An 18,688-nucleotide genomic window follows, 5' to 3' on the forward strand; every position below is an offset into this window, starting at 1 on the left:
GGAAACTCCTAAGATGCTGTCGGCAGCGGGCCGGCGGGGCCGGTGTTAGCCGCCGGGTGAGTAGCCGCCGCGTGTTCGTGCGCGGCGGCGGCCGGGACGTGCCAGGGCAGGCGCGGCGGCCGGTAGCGGGTCCCGGCCGCGGCGATCACGCGGTCGGGGCGGACGATGACGGCAAGCCCGGGGCTGGCCGTCAGGGCCTGCAGGCCACTGTGCTGTCCGTCGCTGGCGAGGCGGACGTCGATCCACCCGCCGTCCTCGTGGGCTCCGGGCCTGCCCTGGCTGCGGGTGCCTGGAGCGCTGCTGATCCGGACCAGGACCAGGCCGTGGCGGTGGCAGAAACCTGTCAGCGCGGGGTCAGGTGACCGTGCGGTCAGCACAGCGGTGCGTCCTGCCAGGACGGCGTCAAGCCGGACCGGCGGGCCGTCACCAACGGACAGCAGGGGGTTGGGGATCAGGCCGCCTGGCCGCAGGCCGGCGGGGATGCCGGATGGCAGTAGGCGCGGGGCGGGATGCATGGCGCCGGCCTTCAGCCGGGGCGTCGCGGTGGAGGCCATTGCCTGGCGGACGTGCTTGCTGCGGACGGCTGCGGCCAAGGCGATCCGACGGACGGCAGCGGCCCGGTCCTGGCCGCCGGTCATCGCCCAGCCGACGCGGACGGCCTTCTTCACCATCGCCCTGGCGTGCGGCCTGCGTTCGGCGTCGTAGCTGGCGAGCAGGCCGGCCTCGGCCCGGCCGGTGAGCACGCAGGTGAGTTTCCATGCGAGGTTGTCGGCGTCGCGCAGCCCAGCGGCCAGGCCCTGGCCGATGAACGGCGGGGTGAGATGGGCGGCGTCGCCGAGCAGGAAGACGCGCCCGTCCTGCAAGCGAGCCGCCAGCCGGGCGCGGAAGGTGTAGCTGATGCTGCGGGTGACCTCCAGGCTGGTCAGGTCGTCGCGGCGGGTCCAGGGGCGCAGCAGCTCGCCGAGCGCCTGGGGGGGAGTAAAGCAGGCTTCGGTCTCGCCGCGGCGCAACTGGAACTCCCAGCGGTACCGGTCGCCGGTGACCTGCATGAAGGTGGCGGGCCTGGCGGGGTCGCAGACCTGCTCGACGCCGTCCCAGGTATCCAGGCCGCCCTCGACGCGGATGTCGACCACGAGCCAGCGCTCGGTGAACCCCAGGTCTTCCATGGGAATCCCCATCAGTTCCCTGATGGTGCTGTTGGCGCCGTCGCAGCCGAGCACGGCCGTGCCGGTGAAGGTCTGCGGCTGCTCGGCGACGAGGGTGTGCACCCGGACCGGGGCCGCGGTGAGCGGGCCGGCGGTGCCCTCAAGCCCGCAGACCTCCGCACCGCGGCGGAAGTCGATCAGCGGGTGCGCCTCGACCCGGGCGAGCAGCAGCTCTTCCAGGTCAGGCTGGTGGAACATGTTCGCCTGCGGAAAGCCGTGCACGCCTGCCTCATGGTCACGGCTGAACTCGGCCATGACGCGGTGCCTGGCGTCAAGCAGGCGCAGCCCGCTGCCGGGCCGGGAGCGGGCCAGGAATCCCTCGCTCACGCCGATCCTGCCCAGGATCCGGGCGACCTCGTCGTCCAGGTGCACCGCGCGTGGGAGGGGATGCGGCTGGGCGTGGCGTTCGAGCAGGGTGACGGGGATTCCGGAGTCGGCGAGCAGCAGCGCGGCGGTACAGCCGACCGGGCCGGCGCCGACGACGATGACGGGCTCGCGGGCCGCGGGCCGCTGGTCGTTCATGATCGCGTTCCCTTCTGCGGGTCACTGCCCGCCGGCCTGAGGGCGGGCGAGGGCCCGCAGCGGACAGTAAGGGCGAATCCGGCGGCGGCGGCGCGGACCCGGGCGGGATCGGCGCCGGTCACGGTAACAACCAGCTGCCCGTCCTCGTGCGCCGCCGTGGCGCGGGCATCCGGCAGCCCCGCCGCGGCCAGCTCCTCGGTTACGGCACGGGCGGCGGCGTCGGCGGCCAGCGCGGGCTTGAACTGCTTGCCCACCGCGGTGAGCGGGATCGCGTCGACCTGGTAAATGTGCTTAGGCCGGGCGGCGGCCTCGTCGATGGCGTCCGCGGCCCAGGCCAGCAGGTCGGCCTCGTCGAGCCGCCCGGGGGCGGCAGGGACGACGTAGGCGACCGGGACCTCGCCGGAGTGCCGGTCGGGGCGGCCGACGGCTGCGGCCGCGGCGACGGCGGGATGGGCTAGCAGTGCGTCTTCGATCGCCTTCGGGTCGATGTTGTGGCCACCGCGGATGATCAGGTCCTTGGCCCGGCCAGTGAGGAAGACGAAGCCGTCGGCGTCCACGTGGCCGAGGTCCCCGGTGTCCAGCCAGCCGTCCCGGACGAAGCCGTCTGTGCTCACCCGGGGGCCGCCGAGGCGGGGGTCAGTGACGTACCCGGCGAACACGGCGGGGCCGCTGATCGCAAGCACGCCGGTTTCGCCAGGGGCGCAGTCGGCCCACGATCCGTCCTCGCCGATCCGGACGGCCTTGACCTGCTGCTCGGGCAGGGCGCGGCCGACCGACCCGGGGCGTTCCTCGCCTGGCCTTGTCCAGGTGGTGGCGCAGGTCGCCTCGGTGAGCCCGTAGCCCTCAAGCAGCCGCCGCCCGGTGTGCAGGGCGAAGGCTTCGCGTACCGACGACGGCAGCGGGGCGGCGCCGGCGATCGGCAGCCGCAGCGAGCTGATGTCGGCGTCAACCGGGACCTGCGCCAGGGTGGCGTAGACGGTGGGGACGGCGGACATCGCCGCGATCCGGTAGTGCTCGATGACCTGCCAGAACCGGGTGTACAGGGCCTTATCCCGATAACCGGCCGGCCCTGGCCATACCACCCGGGCGCCGCTGAAGACCGGGGCGATGCCGGTGACGATCAGGGCGTTGACGTGGAACAGCGGCAGTCCACCAAGCACCCCCTCCCCCGAGGCCAGCCCGCTGCACAGGGCGATCCCCCGGCCGCAGGCGAGTTGGTTGGCGTGGGTGTGCGCGGCGACCTTGGGTGCGCCGGTGGTCCCGCCGGTGTGCACGAACGCCGCGAGCTCCGCCGCCGCCGGCCAGCCGGCCACCAGGTGGCCGGCTGGCTGCCCGGCGATCAGGTCGTCCAGGTAGGCGACGAGCAGCCCGCGACCGACAGGCGTGCCGTCGGCCGTCACGTCACCGCCCGCATCGAGTGCGAGCGGGTCGCCGTGCACACCGTCGGGTCGCAACGCGAGTACGGCGGTCATGCCCGCCTGCCGGGCCACGCCGAGCAGCCGCTGCCACAGCTGCGGATCCAGCTCCGGCCCGGCCGCGATCAGGACCCGGGATCCGGTCCGGCGGATCAGTTCGGCGATCCGCTCGCCGCTGAGCGCCGGGTTGACCGGGGCGGCGATCCCGGCGGCCTGCGCGGCCAGGGTGGCGGCGTACAACGTCGAGGTGTTGACGCCGCAGAGCGTCACGGCGTCCTGGCGCCGCACTCCCAGCGTGGTCAGCGCGTTGGCGATCCGCGTCACCGTGCCCGCCAGCTCGGCGTAGGTCCAGGACAGGCAGCGGGTGTGATCGGCCGGCTCCGGGATCCACTGGGAGGCGATGCCGTCCGGCCAGGCGGTGGCCGCGTCTAGCAGCAGCTCGTAGGTGGAGGACGGCTGCCGCAGTACTGGTGCCCCTTGCGCGCTCATGGCGTCTTCCCGATCACGGCGGTGCGCTGAGTGCCGAGGTCGAGCTGCCCGTCGGGCGAGGCGATGGTGGCGGTGATGACGTCGCCGTCGCGCAGGTAGCGGGGATTGGCCGCCTCCCGTCTGAAGAACAGCTTCCACCGGGTGGCGGGCGGCAGCAGCCCGGCGAGCATCCCGGCGAGCTTGCCAGGTGCCTTCAGCGCGGTGCCGCCTGGCGTGCCGGTCAACAGCAGGTCGCCCGGGGCCATCGGCTGGAACCTGGACAGCAGGGTCAGCGCCCGCGCCGGGGTGACGATCATGTCCGTCGCCGCGGCATCCTGCCTCGTCTCGCCGTTGACCCGCAGCGTCAGCCGCAGTGAGCTCAGCCGGGCCAGGTCGGCGGCATCCACCAGGGTCAGCCAGGGCCCCACTGGGGTGAAGGTGGGGTAGGACTTGGCCTCGTAGAACTGCGTCTTGGTGAGCTGGACCTGCCGGGCGCTGACGTCGTTCGCCACCACGAGCGCGGCGACGTACCGGGCCAGGTCCGCCTCGGTCACCGTGGTGCCGACCGGCAGGTCCGCCCCGATGACCAGGCCGAGTTCCACCTCGTAGTCCAGGAACCCGATCCCTTCGGGTCGGATTATGTCCCCGGCCGGGCCGGTGATGGAGTGCGAGGCCTTGCGGAAGAACGCCGGCGGCACGGTGTCCGGGTCAAACCCGGAGTCCACCGCGTGGGACCGGTAGTTCACCGCCTGCGCCACTACCCGCGCCGGTGCGGTCACCGGGCTGAGCAGGTCCATCGACTCCGCGGGCACCGCGTCCCGCTGCCTGGCTTGCGCGGCCTCGACGGCCGCGGCCAGGGCCGCCCGGTCGGCGAGCAGCCCGGCGGTCGTGGCGGCGGTCAGCTCCAGCCGGACCAGCCCGGCCGGCGTCACCGCCCACCAGCCGTCCGCGGTGCGAGCTATCCGGGCGCTCATGAACTCATCGCCTTGATCAGGCCGCGCAGCGCCGGCATGTCAATCTCGTTGCCCTTGTCCCGCAGCGCCTTGATCGCAGCGACGACGACGCGCGGGTCGCTGGTGCCGGTGAACTCCGCTGTTGCCCGCGGTCCCCACTGGGCCAGGCCGCTGCGCGACAGCGGGGCCCAGCCGGGTTCGGCCAAGGAATCGAACACGTCGCCGTCGGCGTAGTGCTCGAACATCAGCCGGTCCGGGTCGCGCCAGTAGTCGAAGATCTGGCTGCCCTGGATGTGCCGCCCAAGGCCCCAGGCGTGCCGGTAGCCGCGCTCGCGCAGGTACTCCCCGCTGGCGGCGACCTCGTCCAGGTCAGTGAGCTGGTAGGCCGAGTGCACGTACTCGGTGCGCGGCTGCAGCAGCATGGCCAGGGTGTGATGGTCGGCCGGGACGCTGCCCAGGTCGCAGCGGATGAACGCCATCGCCGGCCCGCGGTCGCGGTGGCCGTCCAGGTACAGGAAGTCACTGACGATCAGCCCGAGCGTGTCCAGGTACCAGTCAAGGGCCGCGCGGAACCGGGTGGTACCCAGTACCACGTGGCCCAGCCGCTGGATCTCCGCCGGGTGCCGGGCCGGCCGCTGCGTGGCGTTGGCGCGCACGGGCTCGGCTCCGAAGTTCAGCGGCAGCGGGGCGCGCCCAGGCAGCGCGGGCAGCTCCGGGACGCCGTAGACCACGTGCACCGGGAACCCGCTCGGGTCGCGCAGCCGGACGGCGTGGCCGCCCCAGTGCGCCATGACCGTCCCGCCGGTACCGCGGGCCAGCCGGTCCAGGTCGTCCCGTGCCGCGGCCTGGAACACGGCACCGGCGAAACGAGGCTGCGGACCGCGGCGGATCACCAGGCACGCGCTGGACGCCCACCGGCCGCGCAGCAGCAGCGTCTCGGGCGTCCGGTCAGCCACGGCGAAGCCGAAGTCGGTGGCGAACCGCTCAGCCTGGTCCAGGTCCGGCTTCTCGAACTCAACCCACGCCAGCCCGGCCACCTTGACCAGGGGATTCCCCGAACGCCCTGGATGCTCTCCAGGCAGCGCGCCGGTCTCACTGTGCAAGGAACGGTGCGGGTCCTGGACCTGATCCGAGTACCCCTGGGCCTCCGTCCTGCTGTCCCGTGTCGTCACGATTGGCTCCTTCGCCTTCACCGACTTCTGTCTGTTTAGATCAGTACTGTTATCTAGTATCAGTTACGATAGACGCCTCGTCAAGTGGTGGCGTGAGGCGGAAGTGCCAGCGTGTGGCAGGGAGGGCCGGCGACGGAGGCGCCGAGCAGCAGCTGTATCGGGTATAGTCAATACTGATACAGATAATCAGTGCTGATAAGCAACGGCCCCACCTGGTCGCCATCCGGCCGGGAAGGGGCGTCCGCGGGCCAGCGAGCGGAACACGCCCGCTGGGGTCCAGGACGGAGCGGCAGGAGGAGCAGTGAGCGCAGAGGCAGCATCGGCAACTGGCGCGCCGAAGGTGACACGACTGGACCGGCGTAAGGCCCGGACCCGGCAGGCGCTCATCGACGCCGCGGTGCGGCTGATCGCCGAGGGCCGCGGTGACCGCGCGAGCATCCAGGAGATCACCGAGGCGGCCGACATCGGCTTCGGGTCGTTCTACAACCATTTCGACAGCAAGGAGCAGCTGTTCCAGACCGCCTCCGAGGAGGTGCTTGAACGGTGGGGACAGATGATCGACCGGGCCACCGCCGGCATCACTGACCCGGCGGAGGTGTTCGCCGTGGGCTTGCGGATCTCCGGGCGGCTCGGCTGGACCCACCCTGACATCGCCGGGTTCCTCACCGGCACCGGCCTGGATGCCATGGACATCCCTGTCGGACTGGCGCCGCGGGCCCTGCGCGACATCGAGGCGGGGCGGGCCGCGGGCCGGTTCACCGTTCCCGATGCCGAGATCGCGCTCAGCGCCGTGGCCGGCGGCCTGCTCGGGCTGCTGCGGATATGCCAGCGGCACCCGGACCGTGTCGACGAGACCGCCGTCGATCAGCTCGCCGAGGCGGAGCTGCGCCTGCTTGGCGTTCCCGCCGACGAAGCCGCCCGGCTCAGCGCGGCCCCGCTGCCGTCCATCGAGGCCTGGTAGCAGCCCCGACGATGCCGACGGTCACGCCCGCGGCGCACGGGATCCCGTTCGCGTGCGTCCCGGCAGGGACGCACACGACTTCGCACTTGACCTGGGCGTTAACCGGCAATGGTGAACGGGCGCATGTTCCTCAACAACGTCTCTCTCGGGATCTACGGCGTTGCCGTCCGCAGCCCGGCCTATCGCGATGCCAAGGTGCGCATGCTGCTGGAAAACGCGGCTGAGGTCATGAGGCCTGGCGCGGACGAGCTTGCGCCGGAGGTAGTCGACGACCTGGGGCACGAGCACCCCCATCCCACCGTCGTTCTCGTGTCGAACAACCCCTACGCGCTGGACCACCCGCTGGCCCGCGGCACCCGCCTGGCGCTGGACAGCGGCCAGCTCGGCCTCATCGTCCTTGACGCCCCTGGCGACAGCCCGCGCGTCCTTGGCCGGGCGTGGAGCGCGCCACAGCTGGAGATAAACGCCCCGTCGACGGTCCACGCCGGGGTTGACGGCGAGGCGGTGGCCCTGGAACCGCCGCCTCCGGTTCACTATCCGGTTGGCGGCTCATTACTGACATTTCCTGGCCTCGGCGAACAGCGGAGCCAGCCACGGAAGACGGCGAGCTGCGCGGGCCGGGCGATCCCGGCTCGCGCAGCTGTGCTCTCGTCCTCGGCGGACGTTCAACGCCGGGATGAGCTGTGCAGCCGGCCCGGCGTGCCCACGGCCGCTGCGGGCCCATTCACCAGCGAACGCAGGGTCTTGCCGGTCCGGCGCAGCTCGATGCCCTGCACCAGCATCGATGCCCCGTAGATCAGGTTGAACAGGCCGAACAGCAGCGCGAGGGTGATCGCGCCGACGCCAGGATGGGCGAACACCGCAACGCCGAAGGCCACGGAGACGAGGCCGGCGAGGATGTAGAGTGCCCGGGTTCCGGCCGGCTCGCCTGCCTGGAAGGCGGCGGTGATTTCGAACAGGCCAGTGGCGACCGCCCAGCTGCCCACGATGAGCACCAGCACCAGTGCCGTCGGCCCCGGCCAGACAAGGGCGAGAACACCAGCGGCAAGGTCGACCAGCCCGACCAGCAGGTGCCCCACGACCGGCCCGGCTTCACGGCTGCTGAATGCCCGCATGGCTTGCAGGCCGCTGGCGATGAACGCGTACACCGCGAACAGGAAGACCAGCGCAAGCACCGTGATCCCGGGCCAGGCCAGCGCCATGATCCCGACGGCTACGGCGAGGACGCCGCGAACGATGAGAGACGTACTAGGTGACTTGAGCATGACAGCGCTCCTTTCGCTCGGCTGCCCCGGGTGCCCGGAGTACACGGCCTCCGCCAGGCCAGCTTTCATCACCAGTGTAATCATAACTGATGATCGATTACAAGACCGATTACGCCATCAATTTGCTGTCATCCTCAGGTGAACCGTCACGTCGGCCGGAAGCCCAGGAAGTAGACCAGGTGGCCCTCCCTCAGGGTTCGGCTGACCAGCATGGTGTTCCCCGGTCAGTTGATCCGCGAAGCCACGCACCCGTTCGGAGGCAAAAGATCTTTTCCTCCGAACGAGTGCATACTTCGCCTGCCAGCACCAGCCGTCTGCCGCACCCGGGTCAGCCCACGATTCTTGCCGCGCCGGATCAGCCGGAGAACCGCACCTTCGGCACTATGCGGGCCAGCCATCCGCCGGGGGCGGTCCGCGGCCACGCCGGCGGGACAGGACCCAAAAGCCCGCGAGCGCGGCGGCGCCGAGGGCGGCGACGGCCAGCGTGATCGCCAGTCCGCTGCGGGGCAGCTGCAGTTCATAGAACCGGCGCACCACGGGTACCGGGAACAGCAGCGCGAAGCCGGCCGCCGCGGCGCCGACCAGTACGATCCGGCGCCAGGTCAGCGGAGCGGCGAGCAGGACAAGCACGCACAGGCTCAGGATGAGGGTGACCAGGGTCGCGGCCGTGCGCTGCTGCACCAGCGAGAGACCGCGCGACCGGGCCAGGGCATAGGCGGCGAACGTCGCCGCGGCGATGATGCTGCCGGCCGGGATGGCGAAGCGCAGCACCCGGCCGGAGAACCCGGGCACGTAGCGCCGGGTGTTCGGCGCGAGCGCGAGGAAGAACGACGGGACGCCGATGGCCAGGGTGTCGATGATCGTCAGGTGGCGGGGCAGGAACGGGTACGGCAGCAGCGTGGCGCCCACGGCGACAGCCAGCAGCGTCGCCCAGACCGTCTTGGTGATGAACAAGTTGGCGACGCGTTCGATGTTGGCCGTCACCCGGCGGCCTTCGGCGACGACGCCGGGCAGCGTTGCGAAGCGGCTGTCGAGCAGCACCAGCTCGGCGACCGCCCTGGTCGCCGCCGCGCCCGAGCCCATGGCGATGCCGATGTCGGCGAGCTTGAGTGCGAGCACGTCGTTGACGCCGTCGCCGGTCATCGCCACCGTGTGCCCGCGGGCCTGCAGGGCGGTGACCATCGCCTGTTTCTGGTGGGGGGTCACCCGGCCGAAGACCGAGTGCTCTTCCAGCAGGCGGCCGAGCGCGCCCGGATCCTCCGGCAGGTCACGCGCATCGACCGGCCGGTCGGCGCCGGGCAGGCCGGCACGCACCGCGACCGCGCTGACGGTGAGCGGGCTGTCCCCGGAGATCACCTTCAGCGCCACGCCCTGCGCCGCGAAGTACGCGATGGTCTCGGCGGCGTCGGGTCGCAGGCGCTCGGCGAGCAGGACGAAGGCCGCCGCGCGCAGCCCCTGCGGGAGCGACTCGCCGTCCAGCGGGCCCGCGGCTCGTGCCAGCACTAGGACCCGCCGGCCGCTGGCGGCCAGCTCTGCGGCCTGTGACAGCTGTTCCTGCTGGCTGCCCGGCAGCACCATCTCCGCTGCCCCGAGCACCCAAGTGCCCTGGCCGGCGAAGCTGGCCGCGCTCCACTTGCGCGCCGATGAGAACGGCACGGCTGCCTGCCGCGACCACCCCTCCGGCGGAGGGAAGGCCTGCCCGACGGCGGCCAGCGTCGCGTTGCGGTTCTCGTCGTCGGCCAGTGCTCCGAGTGCCGCTTCGTCCTGGGCCTGCCCGTCGAGCCGGATGAGGCTGTCGAAGGCGATGCTGCCGTCGGTGAGGGTGCCGGTCTTGTCCAAGCACACCACGTCCACCCGGGCCAGGCCCTCGACCGCGGGAAGCTGCTGCACCAGTACCCGGCGCCGGGCGAGCGTGACCGCGGCGACGCCGAAGGCGACGCTGGTCAGCAGGACCAGGCCCTGCGGGACCATGCCGACCAGCGCCGCGACCGTGCCGCTTGCGACCTGCCGTACGTTCCCGTGTGCGTGCCAGCCGCTGATCACCAGCAGCACCGCCACCGGCCCTATCGCCCAGGTGACATAGCGCAGGATCCGGTTGATGCCGTCCGTCAGCTCTGAGCGCACCAGCGAGAAACGCCGCGCCTGGGCGGCGAGCTTGCGGGCGTACGCATCCGCGCCCACCCCGGTGGCCTGGTAGCCGCCCGACCCGGCGACCACGAAGCTGCCCGACAGCAGGCGGTCGCCTGCCCGCTTGCCCACCGGCTCGGACTCGCCGGTCAGCAGCGACTCATCAGCCTCCAGGCTCGCGCTGGCCCGCACCACCCCGTCCGCCACCAGCTGATCGCCGGCGCGCAGGTCGACCAGGTCGCCGGCGACAAGATCCGCGACAGCGATGTCCAGCGGCGCGCCGTCGCGGATCACCCGGACCAGCGGGGCGCTGAGCACCGCGAGCCGGTCGAGCGTCCGCTTGGCGCGCAGCTCCTGCGCGATGCCGATCAGCGCGTTGGCGACGAGCACGATGCCGAACAGGGCGTCCTGCGGCTCGCCCGCGACCAGGATCACGGCCAGCAGGACGCCGAGGATGAAGTTGAACCGGGTCAAGATGTTCGCCCGCAAGATCTCGGCGACCGACCGGCTGGTGCGCTCTCCGCCTGCGTTCGTCAGCCCTCGCGAGCGCAGCTCGCCAACCTGGGCGCTGGTCAGGCCGGTGAACGGCGTCTCCGCCACCGGGGCGGCTGGCGCCGGGATCGCGGGGGCGGGCGCATCAGCCATGTCAGGTCGCCGCACCGCGGGCCAGCATGGTCACCGTGCGCCGGATGCCAGGCGCACGGGCACCGCGAGCAGCGCGGCCGCCAATGCGCCGACCAGGATCCCGCCGATGACCAGCTCGACCGCGAGCCGGAACAGCATCGGAGCGGAGACGCCCGCGTCGGCGCGCACGGCCAGCCCCGGCGAGCCGTCGGGGTTCATCGCCACGGCCATCCAGTCACCGCTCTCCGCGGTCCAGCGCAATGCCTGGGTGCCCGTCCCGGCTGCCTGAGCGACCCAGATCCCTGCCGTTCGCGGCGGGGCGGGCCTGGCAGTGCCATGCTGAATGACCAGGTCGCCCGTACGGGTGCCTGTCACCGTGGTGTACGCGGTGCCGGACAGGTAGGCCGAGACCTGGCCCGCGGGACCAATCGCGACGAAGACCGGCGTGCCCGGGCCGGTGGCGGTGACCCGGAGCCTGACGTCCCCGACGAGCCCGCTAAGCAGCCAGCCCCAGCCCATGCTCATCCGCTCGCTGGCCAGCGCGGACCCGCTGGTGGAGTACGTAACGGTCCCCGTCGTCACGTAGCCGCCCTGGCGTAGCGCCTGATTAGCCCACATCAAGGTGCCACCGCCGCCGAGCAGGCCGAGTGAGACCAGGGCCAGCACCGAGCCGATGACCACCGTGATGACGCGCCCTGCCGTCCAACCGCCACCCGGCCGCGCGGGCGGCAAGCCCGGGGTGCCGTCAGGCTCGCGCGGGCCGCCGGCACCTGCGATAGCCCCGCTAGGAATACCCGTAGCCATGGTTATCACTCTCCCAGTCTCACGGTAGGCAGCCCGGCGCCCCGCGGTACAGGGGGGACAGGTCCCTCCGTGGCAGGGACCTCTGGCCCTGCCGAGCATGGCGGTCAACGTCGCGCCGGCGGGCGCCGCCAGGCACTTGGCAGCAGGCGCCTGAGGTCCGGGGCCTGGCCGGGGTCCACCGGGCGCCCGGCGCGGGTCAGCTCGCCGCCCGGGCCGTACCCGGTGCCGCTGATCTCCGCTTCGCCGGCGTCCGGAGTCCACAGGCGGCGGACCACCATGTTGCCCTGGGTCAGGGTGCCGGTCTTGTCGGTGGCCAGGACGGTCACCGACCCCAAGGTCTCCACCGCCGGAAGACGCCTGATGAGCGCGTTGCGGGCGGACATCCGGCGCGCCAAGCGCCAGGGCCAGGGTGACCACCGCGGGCAGGGACTCCGGCACGGCGGCGACGACCAGGCTGATCGCGGTGACGACCATCAGCTCCGCCCCCTGGCCCCGGGCCAGGCCGATGACCAGCACGATGACCGACAGCATCACCGCCGCCACGGCCAGCACCCGGCCCACCCCGGCCAGCCGCCGCTGCAGCGGGGTAAGTCCCTGCCGGCCATCCATCAGCGCGGCGATCCGCCCCATCGCACTGGCCGCCAGCGAACCTGATCGGTTATCCATAGCCTGATGATCCCGCAACGGCATGCTGCGTATTCAGGGTCTAACGGCTCGGGCCAGACCCCGATCCCGTTCCGGGGCGGACGAAGGTCCCTGGTCCGTCCGCCCCGGGCATGCGATGTTTGCCTTGGATCCTGAGGAGGCATGCCGATGGCTCGCATCAACGGGGAGATCATCATCGCCGCACCGGCAGAACAAGTGTTTGACATAGTCGCCGACGAGCGTAACGAGCCACGGTACAACGCGCGGATCGCCCGCGCGGAGAAGACGTCACCAGGACCCGTCGGCCGAGGCGCCCGGTTCACCGCCCAGCCCAGGGGCCTGGGTGCCGCAGGCGTCATGACCGTGGAGATCGTGGACTACGACCGGCCCCGTCGGCTGGCGACCTCGATCCGGTCGTCCTACCTGGACGTCGACGGAACCCTCACCTTCAGCAAGGCCGACGGGGGCACGCGCATGCGCTGGTCCTGGGACATGAGGCTACGGGGAGCCATGCGGGCCCTGTCCCCTGTGGTGCGCGTCATCGGCCCCCGCTGGGAGCACCGGAACTGGGCAGGGCTGAAGCAGCTGATGGAAAGCGGGCGGGAAGCGCAAGCCAGGTGACGAGGTTCGGGCCGTCTTCGACATAGCCGACGATCACGGGGCGGGCCCGGCCTGTCCGCCGCCCGGTCGTGGTGAGGCGCAGGGCACCCCAGCCGCCGGGCTTCGGCCGCCACAGGCCGAGCCGCCCGCCCGTCCACCCGTACAGGCGGCGGTGGATGATCCAGGCGAGCCGGATGAACCAGCGCGGCGGAAGTCGTGGCTTCGCGGGCTTCAGGTCAGGCATCTGTCGGTCCTCCGTACTGTCGGCCCGGCTAGCTGGTGAGGCTGCCGAGGGTCACCGTCAAGGCGGACGTAGTGCCGTCACGGGATACCTGTGCCTGCACCCGGTCGCCGGGCTTATGCGCCGCCAGCACCGACTGCAACTCGGCGAGGGACGCGACCGGCTGGCCGGCCAGGGCGGTGATGATGTCGCCGGCGGTGATCCCGGCCCGGGCCGCCGCGCCCCCCGCGGTGACGGCGGCGACACCGACCCCGGCGGGCTGGCCGGCGGCGTCGGCGACGGTCTGCGCGCTGATGCCGAGAGAGGCCCGGCCCGAGCTGGTCACCTTGCCGGCGGCGATCAGCTGCCCGGCGATGCTGGTGACGGTGTCGCTGGGGATCGCGAAGCCGATCCCCGCCGCGGCGCCGCCCAGCTGCGGGTCGGCGGCGGCCAGCGTTGGGATGCCGATCACCTGCCCGGCCAGGTTCACCAGCGCGCCGCCGCTGTTGCCGGGGTTGATCGCCGCGCTGGTCTGGATGGCGCTGATCAGCACCGCCGAGCTGCCCTGCCCCTCAGAGACAGTTCGCCCGGTGGCGGAGACAATGCCGTCGGTCACTGACCCGGTCAGGCCGAGCGGGTTGCCCATGGCCAGCACAATCTCCCCCACCCGCACCGAGGCCGACCGGCCGAACGACGCGGGGCGCAGCGACCCGGCACCGGCCTGGACCCTGATCACCGCCAGGTCATCGGGCGCGAACACGCCCACGACGGTGGCGGCCAGCGGCTTGCCGCCGCTGGCCAGCCCCACCTGCAGCGTCGTGGCGGTGCCGACCACGTGGGCGTTAGTGACGATGTCGCCCCTGGCGTCGTACACCACCCCGGACCCGGATCCCTCGCTCGTCGAGATCTGCACCACCGAAGGCAGGACCCGGCTGACGACCTGCTCGTACTGCTGCTCCAGTGAAGACGCGGCCCCGGACGAAGGCATCGCAGACGACGGCGCAGCAGCGGAGGTAGCCGCAGAGGGCTGCGATGCCGACGTGACTGGCCCGCCTGAGTCGGCGCTGCAGGCCACCGCACCCAGGACGGCCATGGTGATTCCCGCCGCACCCAGCCGCCGACTGACCGCCGGTTTCCACGGCTGGGCGTGCGCTGACGCGCGGTCCTTCTTCCACCTCGGCAGGTGGCCGCCGGTCACGTCGGCACTCATCCCGGGCCTCCCGTCCACAGACGCCATAGCAACCTGAATATCGCGCCGCCTGCCGTCCGTTCCAGGGCCATAAGGTCTAGGCGCTTCGGGACGAACCGCCCTTCTGCAGCGCCTGACCATCGGCGCCCGGAAGGGGCCCTAGGACCGCTGCCCGCCGGCATCCTGCCGCGCATATTGAAGACATGAGGAGCCTGCTCATCGCCCACCGTGCCGCGGCCGCCGCCATGGTGATGGCTGGCCTGGCGGCATGCGGGGGCGCGCAGCCGGGCAGCCAGGCGTTGCCATCAGCCGGGAGAACAGCGACCGTGACGTATTCTGCCGCGCCGTCGTCGACGACCCCCTCTCCCCGGTCATCACCTCACCCGCCCGCTACGAGCGGCGAAGTGCCCGCGACCTGCCCGCCATCCTCGCGGAGCGGCCCCGCCACGCCTGCCAGTAGCCCGGCGGTGCCCACTGGCAGCTCGTCGGCACCCGGCACCCGCCCGGTCACCGGCTGGCTTGCCGGGAAGGACTGGACCGTCATCCCCACCAGCCGCCGTCTGGTCGCGCTGACCTTCGACGCGGGCGCCAACGCGGACGCGGTCCCGTCCATACTGGCGACCCTTCGGCGTGCGGGCGTCCCGGCTACCTTCTTCCTGACCGGCAACTTCGTCCGCGACTTCCCCGTGGCCGCCCTGTCGATCGCCGCTGCGGGATTCCGGATCGGCGACCATACGATCACCCACCCCCATCTCACCCAACTCGCCGATGCTGCAGTGCAGCAGGAGATCCTCGGCGGTGCCCGGCAGATCACGGCCGTGACCGGGAAGGACCCGGCGCCGCTGTTCCGGTTCCCGTTCGGTGACGTCAGCGCTCGCGTCATCTCCATCGCCAACCAGGCGGGATACGTGCCAATCCGATGGACGATCGACACACTTGGCTGGGAGGGAACCGCGGGGCACATCACCGCCCAAGTCGTGGCCTCCCGGGTGCTGGCCGCGGCCCGCCCCGGCGAGATCGTCCTCATGCACGTCGGCTCCAACCCTGACGACCACACCACGCTCGACGCCGACGCCTTGCCCCGGGCGATAAGCGGGTTGCGCGCGCTCGGCTACTCATTCGTCACCCTGGACGCGCTCACCGGCTGAGCCGGGCGAGCCAGCCAAGGGCGACACGGACGGCACGGGTCCGCGACGCCCGCACGGCCGACGCCCGGGGTAAAGGTGACCAACGGACATGGAAATCAGGCCCTCACGCCCTACCGAAACCGGAGATTCGGGCTATTTCATGGCGATTGCCAAGAACGCACGATAAAGCTGGAGGCGCGACAATGAAGACCACTATGGGTGCTGTCGCACTCACCGCCGCCCTGGCGGCCGGGGCCGCCGGAGCCGGAGCGATCGCCGGGGTCCCCGCCGCGGGCGCGGTCGCGACGCCGAACGCGACGCTGCTGTCGGCCGCCGTCCAGATAAAGGGACTCCAGCCGTGGCCCGTGCTGCGGCAGGGACCGAACAGTACATGGCCCAGGGTCACCGTCCGCTCGCTGCAGTACCTGCTGAACGCCCACGGCGCCAAGCTCGCCGTCGACGGCGTATTCGGCCCGCTGACCAGGAACGCCGTACTCGCGTCCCAGCGCGCCCATCACCTCAAGGCCACCGGCGTGACCGACGCCGCGACCTGGCGGGCCCTCATCATCACGGTGCGCAAGGGCAGCACCGGGTCGGCCGTGCGCGCCGTGCAGGACCAGGTCAACTTCAGGAACAACAAGAACGGCCACACGCTCAACGTGGACGGCATCTACGGGCCGAAGACCCAAGCCGCCGTGCGGGCGTTCCAGCAGGGCGTCGCGTTCGATGTCCGCGGCTTCCCGGTGGACGGCATCACCGGCCCGCTCACCTGGCAGGCACTAGTCACCGAGACGCTCTCCGGCTGAGGAAGCCCTTCCCTTACCCGGAACGGACAGCGGGCGACTGCCGGCACCACAACTGCCCTGTCCGGCGCCGGGCCCTCGGGCTGCCAGCCCGCGTCAAGGGATGCGAAGTGAGGACGTGGTCTGGGTGCATGTACCCCGGTGGAATCCGCTGCGGTGGAGTCGTCGTACCGCGGTCATCGCGGCGACGGCCAGCGCCATGGCGATCGCGCTGGGCGTATCGCTCGTGCTCGTGTTCACGGGCGGTTCACCGCCGGGCTCATCGCCGGCAACGCCGGGCCGGCCGCGGCGGCCACAGTCGTTCTCCCCTTTCACCGGTGAGCCCATGACGGCGCCCGGGCCTGTGCTGGCGGTCAAGATCGACAACATCGCCGCGGCGCGGCCGCCGACCGGACTCACGAGCGCGGACATCGTCTACATCCTGCCGGTGGAGGGCGGGCTGAGCCGGATCCTCGCCGTGTTCTCCTCGCACTTCCCTGCGGTCATCGGCCCAGTACGCAGCGCCCGGGAGGACGACCTGGAACTGCTCGCCCAGTTCGGCCGGCCCGCGTTCGCGTACTCCGGCGCGACACCACACCTGCTCCCATTCGTACAAAGATCCAGGATCGCCGACCTCCTGGCGGGGCCGGCGGGTACTTCCGCGATTCGCGCCGGATCGCGCCGCACAATCTGTACGCCCGCACCCGGCAGCTCCTGGCGCAAGCGCCCGGTGCCAGCAAGACCCGCGACATCGGGTTCCAGTTCGGCGCCGCGCCCGCAGGCGGCCGGGCCACCCAGTCATTCCCTGTCTCCTACGCCGCGGCGGCGTTCACGTTCAGCTGGTCGGCCCGCGACGGGTCCTGGCTGGTGTCCATGGACGGTAAGCCAGCCCGCGCGGCCGAAGGCGGCCAGCTCAGCGCGCCGACCGTGGTGATACAGCACACGAAGGTACGCACCTCGCGATTCCTCGAGGCGGGTAGCCGCCCGCCCTATGCCGAGACCACGGGGTCAGGCACCGCAGTCGTGCTGCGCGGCGGCCGCGCCTACGACTCCCACTGGTCCCGGTCAGACCCCGACAGCGGCACGACATTCACCACGACATCCGGCCAGCCGATGACCTTCGCCCGCGGCCCGGTGTGGATCGTCCTCGCGGCCGGCAAGTAGGACAGGTCCGGCATACTCTGACGATCCGCTGAGGAAACCCTTCTTATGTCCTAGAGGTTCTTTCCATACCCTTAGCTACCGTGGATCTGGACGCGCTGCGGGACTGGTTGCGCCGTAACGTCGGCGGAGCCTGGATCCCCCGATGGCTGATCGCCGCCAGCCTCGCCATCGGGGCGCTGGCCGAGGTCCTAGTGGCCAGCCGGATCCGTCCCGCGCTGGCGATGAGCGGCCAGTGAGCCGGTCCCGTTCGCGGCACAGGCCTTCGCGGTCCCCCGCTCCGACTCCGCCCCCGCCTCCGCCCGAGCCGGCGCCTGGTTCGCTTAGCCCTGACGTGCTGGGCCGGGCTCTGCTTCCGTTGCGGGCATTCCTCGGCTTCACGTTCTGCTTCGCCGGACTGCAGAAGCTGGCAAATCCCGGGTTCTTCCAGGCCAGTAATCCCGGGTCGATCCAGGCGCAGCTGGCTGGCGCGGCCCGGCGCAGCCCCATCCACCCGCTGATCTCGCCGCTGACCCATCTCGCGGTCCCGCTCGGCGTCCTGATTGCCCTCGCCGAGGTCGCCATCGGTCTTGGCACGCTGCTCGGGTTGTGGCAGCGGCTGGCCGCGGCGGGTGGCGTCGCACTGTCGCTGCTGTTGTTCCTTACGGTCAGCTTCCACTCTTCGCCGTACTACACCGGCGCCGATATCGTGTTCGCGTTCGCGTGGACGCCGCTGCTGCTAGCGGGCGGCGGTCCGCTCTTGTCCGCCGACGCGGCGATCGCGGCTCGGGCGCGTGCGCGGCGGGGTTCTCGACGGGTGAGCGCGGAGGAGGCCAGCCGCCGGGAGGTCGTGCTGAAGGGGACCGTGACGGCCGTGGCGGCGGTCGCTGGTCTGGCCCTGGGTGGTGTGGCGGCGGGCGTGGGCCGGCTGGCCGGCGGCACGAAGTCCAGCTCCGGTGCCACGCCGTTGTCCCCGTCCCAGTCGGCGTCCGCGCCGAATGCAACGCCCAGCTCCGGTGGTCCCATTGCGCCAAGCGGCAGCCATCCGGCTGGCACGGTGATCGGGCCCGCCAAGGATGTCCCCGTCGGCGGGGCCGCGTCGTTCACCGATCCCCGCACCGGCGACCCCTCCATCGTGATCCAGGCCACGGCCGGGAAGTTCGTGGCCTTCGACGCGGTGTGCCCGCATGCCGGCTGCACAGTCGGATACGACCAGTCCGTCGCTGCCATCATCTGCCCCTGCCACGGTTCGCAGTTCAACGCCGCCACCGGTGCGGTCGAAACCGGCCCGGCCGCCACCGGCCTGACCCCCCTCACGATCGCCAAGGGCAGCAACGGTCAGCTCTACGCCATATGATCCTCGGCGCCTGTTGCTGCCAAAGACTCTGTCACCGTATGCGAGCTGCGCATATTCAATCGTGCCGGGCTACAGGTGAGGCAGGTGGTAGCCGTTGCAGTACCACAGCGCG

The 18,688-nt window shown here is 71.6% G+C and carries 19 protein-coding genes and 1 pseudogene; 10 read left to right on the plus strand and 10 right to left on the minus strand.

Annotated elements, in window-relative coordinates; all coding sequences use genetic code 11:
• Positions 1–8 precede the first annotated feature (8 nt).
• The 4 genes from EAS64_RS04245 to EAS64_RS04260 are packed head-to-tail and all read right to left on the minus strand — an operon-like array spanning position 9 to position 5,735.
• Positions 9–1,727 (minus strand): bifunctional 3-(3-hydroxy-phenyl)propionate/3-hydroxycinnamic acid hydroxylase, encoded by a 1,719-nt coding sequence (locus EAS64_RS04245; RefSeq protein WP_145851359.1) that lies wholly within the window; start codon positions 1,725–1,727, stop codon positions 9–11.
• Positions 1,724–3,631, minus strand: coding sequence for an acyl-CoA synthetase (locus EAS64_RS04250; protein WP_145851360.1), 1,908 nt, complete (start codon positions 3,629–3,631; stop codon positions 1,724–1,726). The genes EAS64_RS04245 and EAS64_RS04250 overlap by 4 nt, the downstream gene beginning before the upstream one ends.
• Positions 3,628–4,584: a fumarylacetoacetate hydrolase family protein gene (locus EAS64_RS04255; RefSeq protein WP_145851361.1), complete on the minus strand. Its 957-nt coding sequence runs from the start codon at positions 4,582–4,584 to the stop codon at positions 3,628–3,630. The genes EAS64_RS04250 and EAS64_RS04255 overlap by 4 nt, the downstream gene beginning before the upstream one ends.
• Positions 4,581–5,735 (minus strand): VOC family protein, encoded by a 1,155-nt coding sequence (locus EAS64_RS04260; protein ID WP_145851362.1) that lies wholly within the window; start codon positions 5,733–5,735, stop codon positions 4,581–4,583. Before EAS64_RS04260 ends, EAS64_RS04255 begins: the two co-directional genes overlap by 4 nt.
• A 301-nt stretch (positions 5,736–6,036) precedes the next feature.
• On the opposite strand from EAS64_RS04260, the gene EAS64_RS04265 reads away from it, so the two are divergent.
• Positions 6,037–6,696, plus strand: a complete 660-nt coding sequence (locus EAS64_RS04265) for a TetR/AcrR family transcriptional regulator (RefSeq protein ID WP_222848976.1) — start codon at positions 6,037–6,039, stop codon at positions 6,694–6,696.
• 665 nt (positions 6,697–7,361) lie between these two features.
• On the opposite strand, the gene EAS64_RS04270 is transcribed toward EAS64_RS04265, so the two are convergent.
• The 4 genes from EAS64_RS04270 to EAS64_RS45525 form a co-directional block, all read right to left on the minus strand.
• Positions 7,362–7,961: an HdeD family acid-resistance protein gene (locus tag EAS64_RS04270; protein WP_145851363.1), complete on the minus strand. Its 600-nt coding sequence runs from the start codon at positions 7,959–7,961 to the stop codon at positions 7,362–7,364.
• A gap of 381 nt (positions 7,962–8,342) precedes the next feature.
• Complete coding sequence (locus tag EAS64_RS04275; protein ID WP_145851364.1) at positions 8,343–10,733, minus strand: HAD-IC family P-type ATPase; 2,391 nt, start codon at positions 10,731–10,733, stop codon at positions 8,343–8,345.
• A gap of 30 nt (positions 10,734–10,763) precedes the next feature.
• On the minus strand, positions 10,764–11,516 hold the full coding sequence (locus EAS64_RS04280; RefSeq protein ID WP_145851365.1) for a hypothetical protein: 753 nt from the start codon (positions 11,514–11,516) through the stop codon (positions 10,764–10,766).
• 104 nt (positions 11,517–11,620) lie between these two features.
• A complete protein-coding gene (locus tag EAS64_RS45525; protein WP_246115590.1) occupies positions 11,621–11,860 on the minus strand; it encodes a hypothetical protein in 240 nt (79 codons plus the stop codon).
• A 16-nt stretch (positions 11,861–11,876) separates the two neighbouring features.
• Here EAS64_RS45525 and EAS64_RS48055 point away from each other — a divergent pair, with 16 nt between their 5' ends.
• Together EAS64_RS48055 and EAS64_RS04290 are read left to right on the plus strand one after the other, a co-directional pair.
• A complete protein-coding gene (locus EAS64_RS48055) occupies positions 11,877–12,170 on the plus strand; it encodes a hypothetical protein (RefSeq protein ID WP_500691513.1) in 294 nt (97 codons plus the stop codon).
• 159 nt (positions 12,171–12,329) lie between these two features.
• Positions 12,330–12,782 (plus strand): SRPBCC family protein, encoded by a 453-nt coding sequence (locus tag EAS64_RS04290; RefSeq protein WP_187365685.1) that lies wholly within the window; start codon positions 12,330–12,332, stop codon positions 12,780–12,782.
• A gap of 251 nt (positions 12,783–13,033) precedes the next feature.
• On the opposite strand, the gene EAS64_RS04295 is transcribed toward EAS64_RS04290, so the two are convergent.
• A complete protein-coding gene (locus EAS64_RS04295; RefSeq protein ID WP_246115513.1) occupies positions 13,034–14,191 on the minus strand; it encodes a S1C family serine protease in 1,158 nt (385 codons plus the stop codon).
• Positions 14,192–14,438: 247 nt separating this feature from the next.
• On the opposite strand from EAS64_RS04295, the gene EAS64_RS44495 reads away from it, so the two are divergent.
• The 3 genes from EAS64_RS44495 to EAS64_RS04305 all read left to right on the plus strand — a co-directional run bounded on the left by EAS64_RS44495 (position 14,439) and on the right by EAS64_RS04305 (position 16,103).
• Positions 14,439–14,630, plus strand: coding sequence for a hypothetical protein (locus tag EAS64_RS44495; protein WP_222848977.1), 192 nt, complete (start codon positions 14,439–14,441; stop codon positions 14,628–14,630).
• A 7-nt stretch (positions 14,631–14,637) separates the two neighbouring features.
• A complete protein-coding gene (locus EAS64_RS04300; protein ID WP_222848978.1) occupies positions 14,638–15,318 on the plus strand; it encodes a polysaccharide deacetylase family protein in 681 nt (226 codons plus the stop codon).
• Positions 15,319–15,500: 182 nt separating this feature from the next.
• A complete protein-coding gene (locus EAS64_RS04305; protein WP_222848979.1) occupies positions 15,501–16,103 on the plus strand; it encodes a peptidoglycan-binding domain-containing protein in 603 nt (200 codons plus the stop codon).
• A gap of 93 nt (positions 16,104–16,196) precedes the next feature.
• Here the strand turns inward: EAS64_RS04305 and EAS64_RS45535 are convergent, their stop codons facing one another.
• Positions 16,197–16,511, minus strand: coding sequence for a hypothetical protein (locus EAS64_RS45535; protein WP_246115514.1), 315 nt, complete (start codon positions 16,509–16,511; stop codon positions 16,197–16,199).
• Between EAS64_RS45535 and EAS64_RS47310 the strand changes: the two are divergent.
• The 4 genes and pseudogenes from EAS64_RS47310 to EAS64_RS04315 form a co-directional block, all read left to right on the plus strand.
• Positions 16,426–16,701 (plus strand): annotated as a pseudogene (locus EAS64_RS47310) (DUF3048 N-terminal domain-containing protein); the annotation flags it as partial. The gene EAS64_RS45535 and the pseudogene EAS64_RS47310 sit on opposite strands and share 86 nt — an antisense overlap.
• A gap of 128 nt (positions 16,702–16,829) precedes the next feature.
• Positions 16,830–17,243 carry a DUF3048 C-terminal domain-containing protein gene (locus EAS64_RS44500; protein WP_281283216.1) on the plus strand — a complete coding sequence of 138 codons (414 nt, stop codon included), beginning with the start codon at positions 16,830–16,832 and terminating at the stop codon, positions 17,241–17,243.
• Positions 17,244–17,323: 80 nt separating this feature from the next.
• A complete protein-coding gene (locus EAS64_RS43315; protein WP_187365686.1) occupies positions 17,324–17,479 on the plus strand; it encodes a hypothetical protein in 156 nt (51 codons plus the stop codon).
• Positions 17,480–17,574: 95 nt separating this feature from the next.
• The gene (locus EAS64_RS04315) at positions 17,575–18,576 is read left to right on the plus strand and encodes a Rieske 2Fe-2S domain-containing protein (RefSeq protein ID WP_187365687.1); all 1,002 of its coding nucleotides are present in this window, start codon (positions 17,575–17,577) and stop codon (positions 18,574–18,576) included.
• The last annotated feature ends 112 nt before the right edge of the window (positions 18,577–18,688 follow it).

The sequence above is a fragment of the Trebonia kvetii genome (assembly GCF_007827045.1).
In the GTDB taxonomy this organism is placed as follows: Bacteria; Actinomycetota; Actinomycetes; order Streptosporangiales; family Streptosporangiaceae; genus Trebonia; species Trebonia kvetii.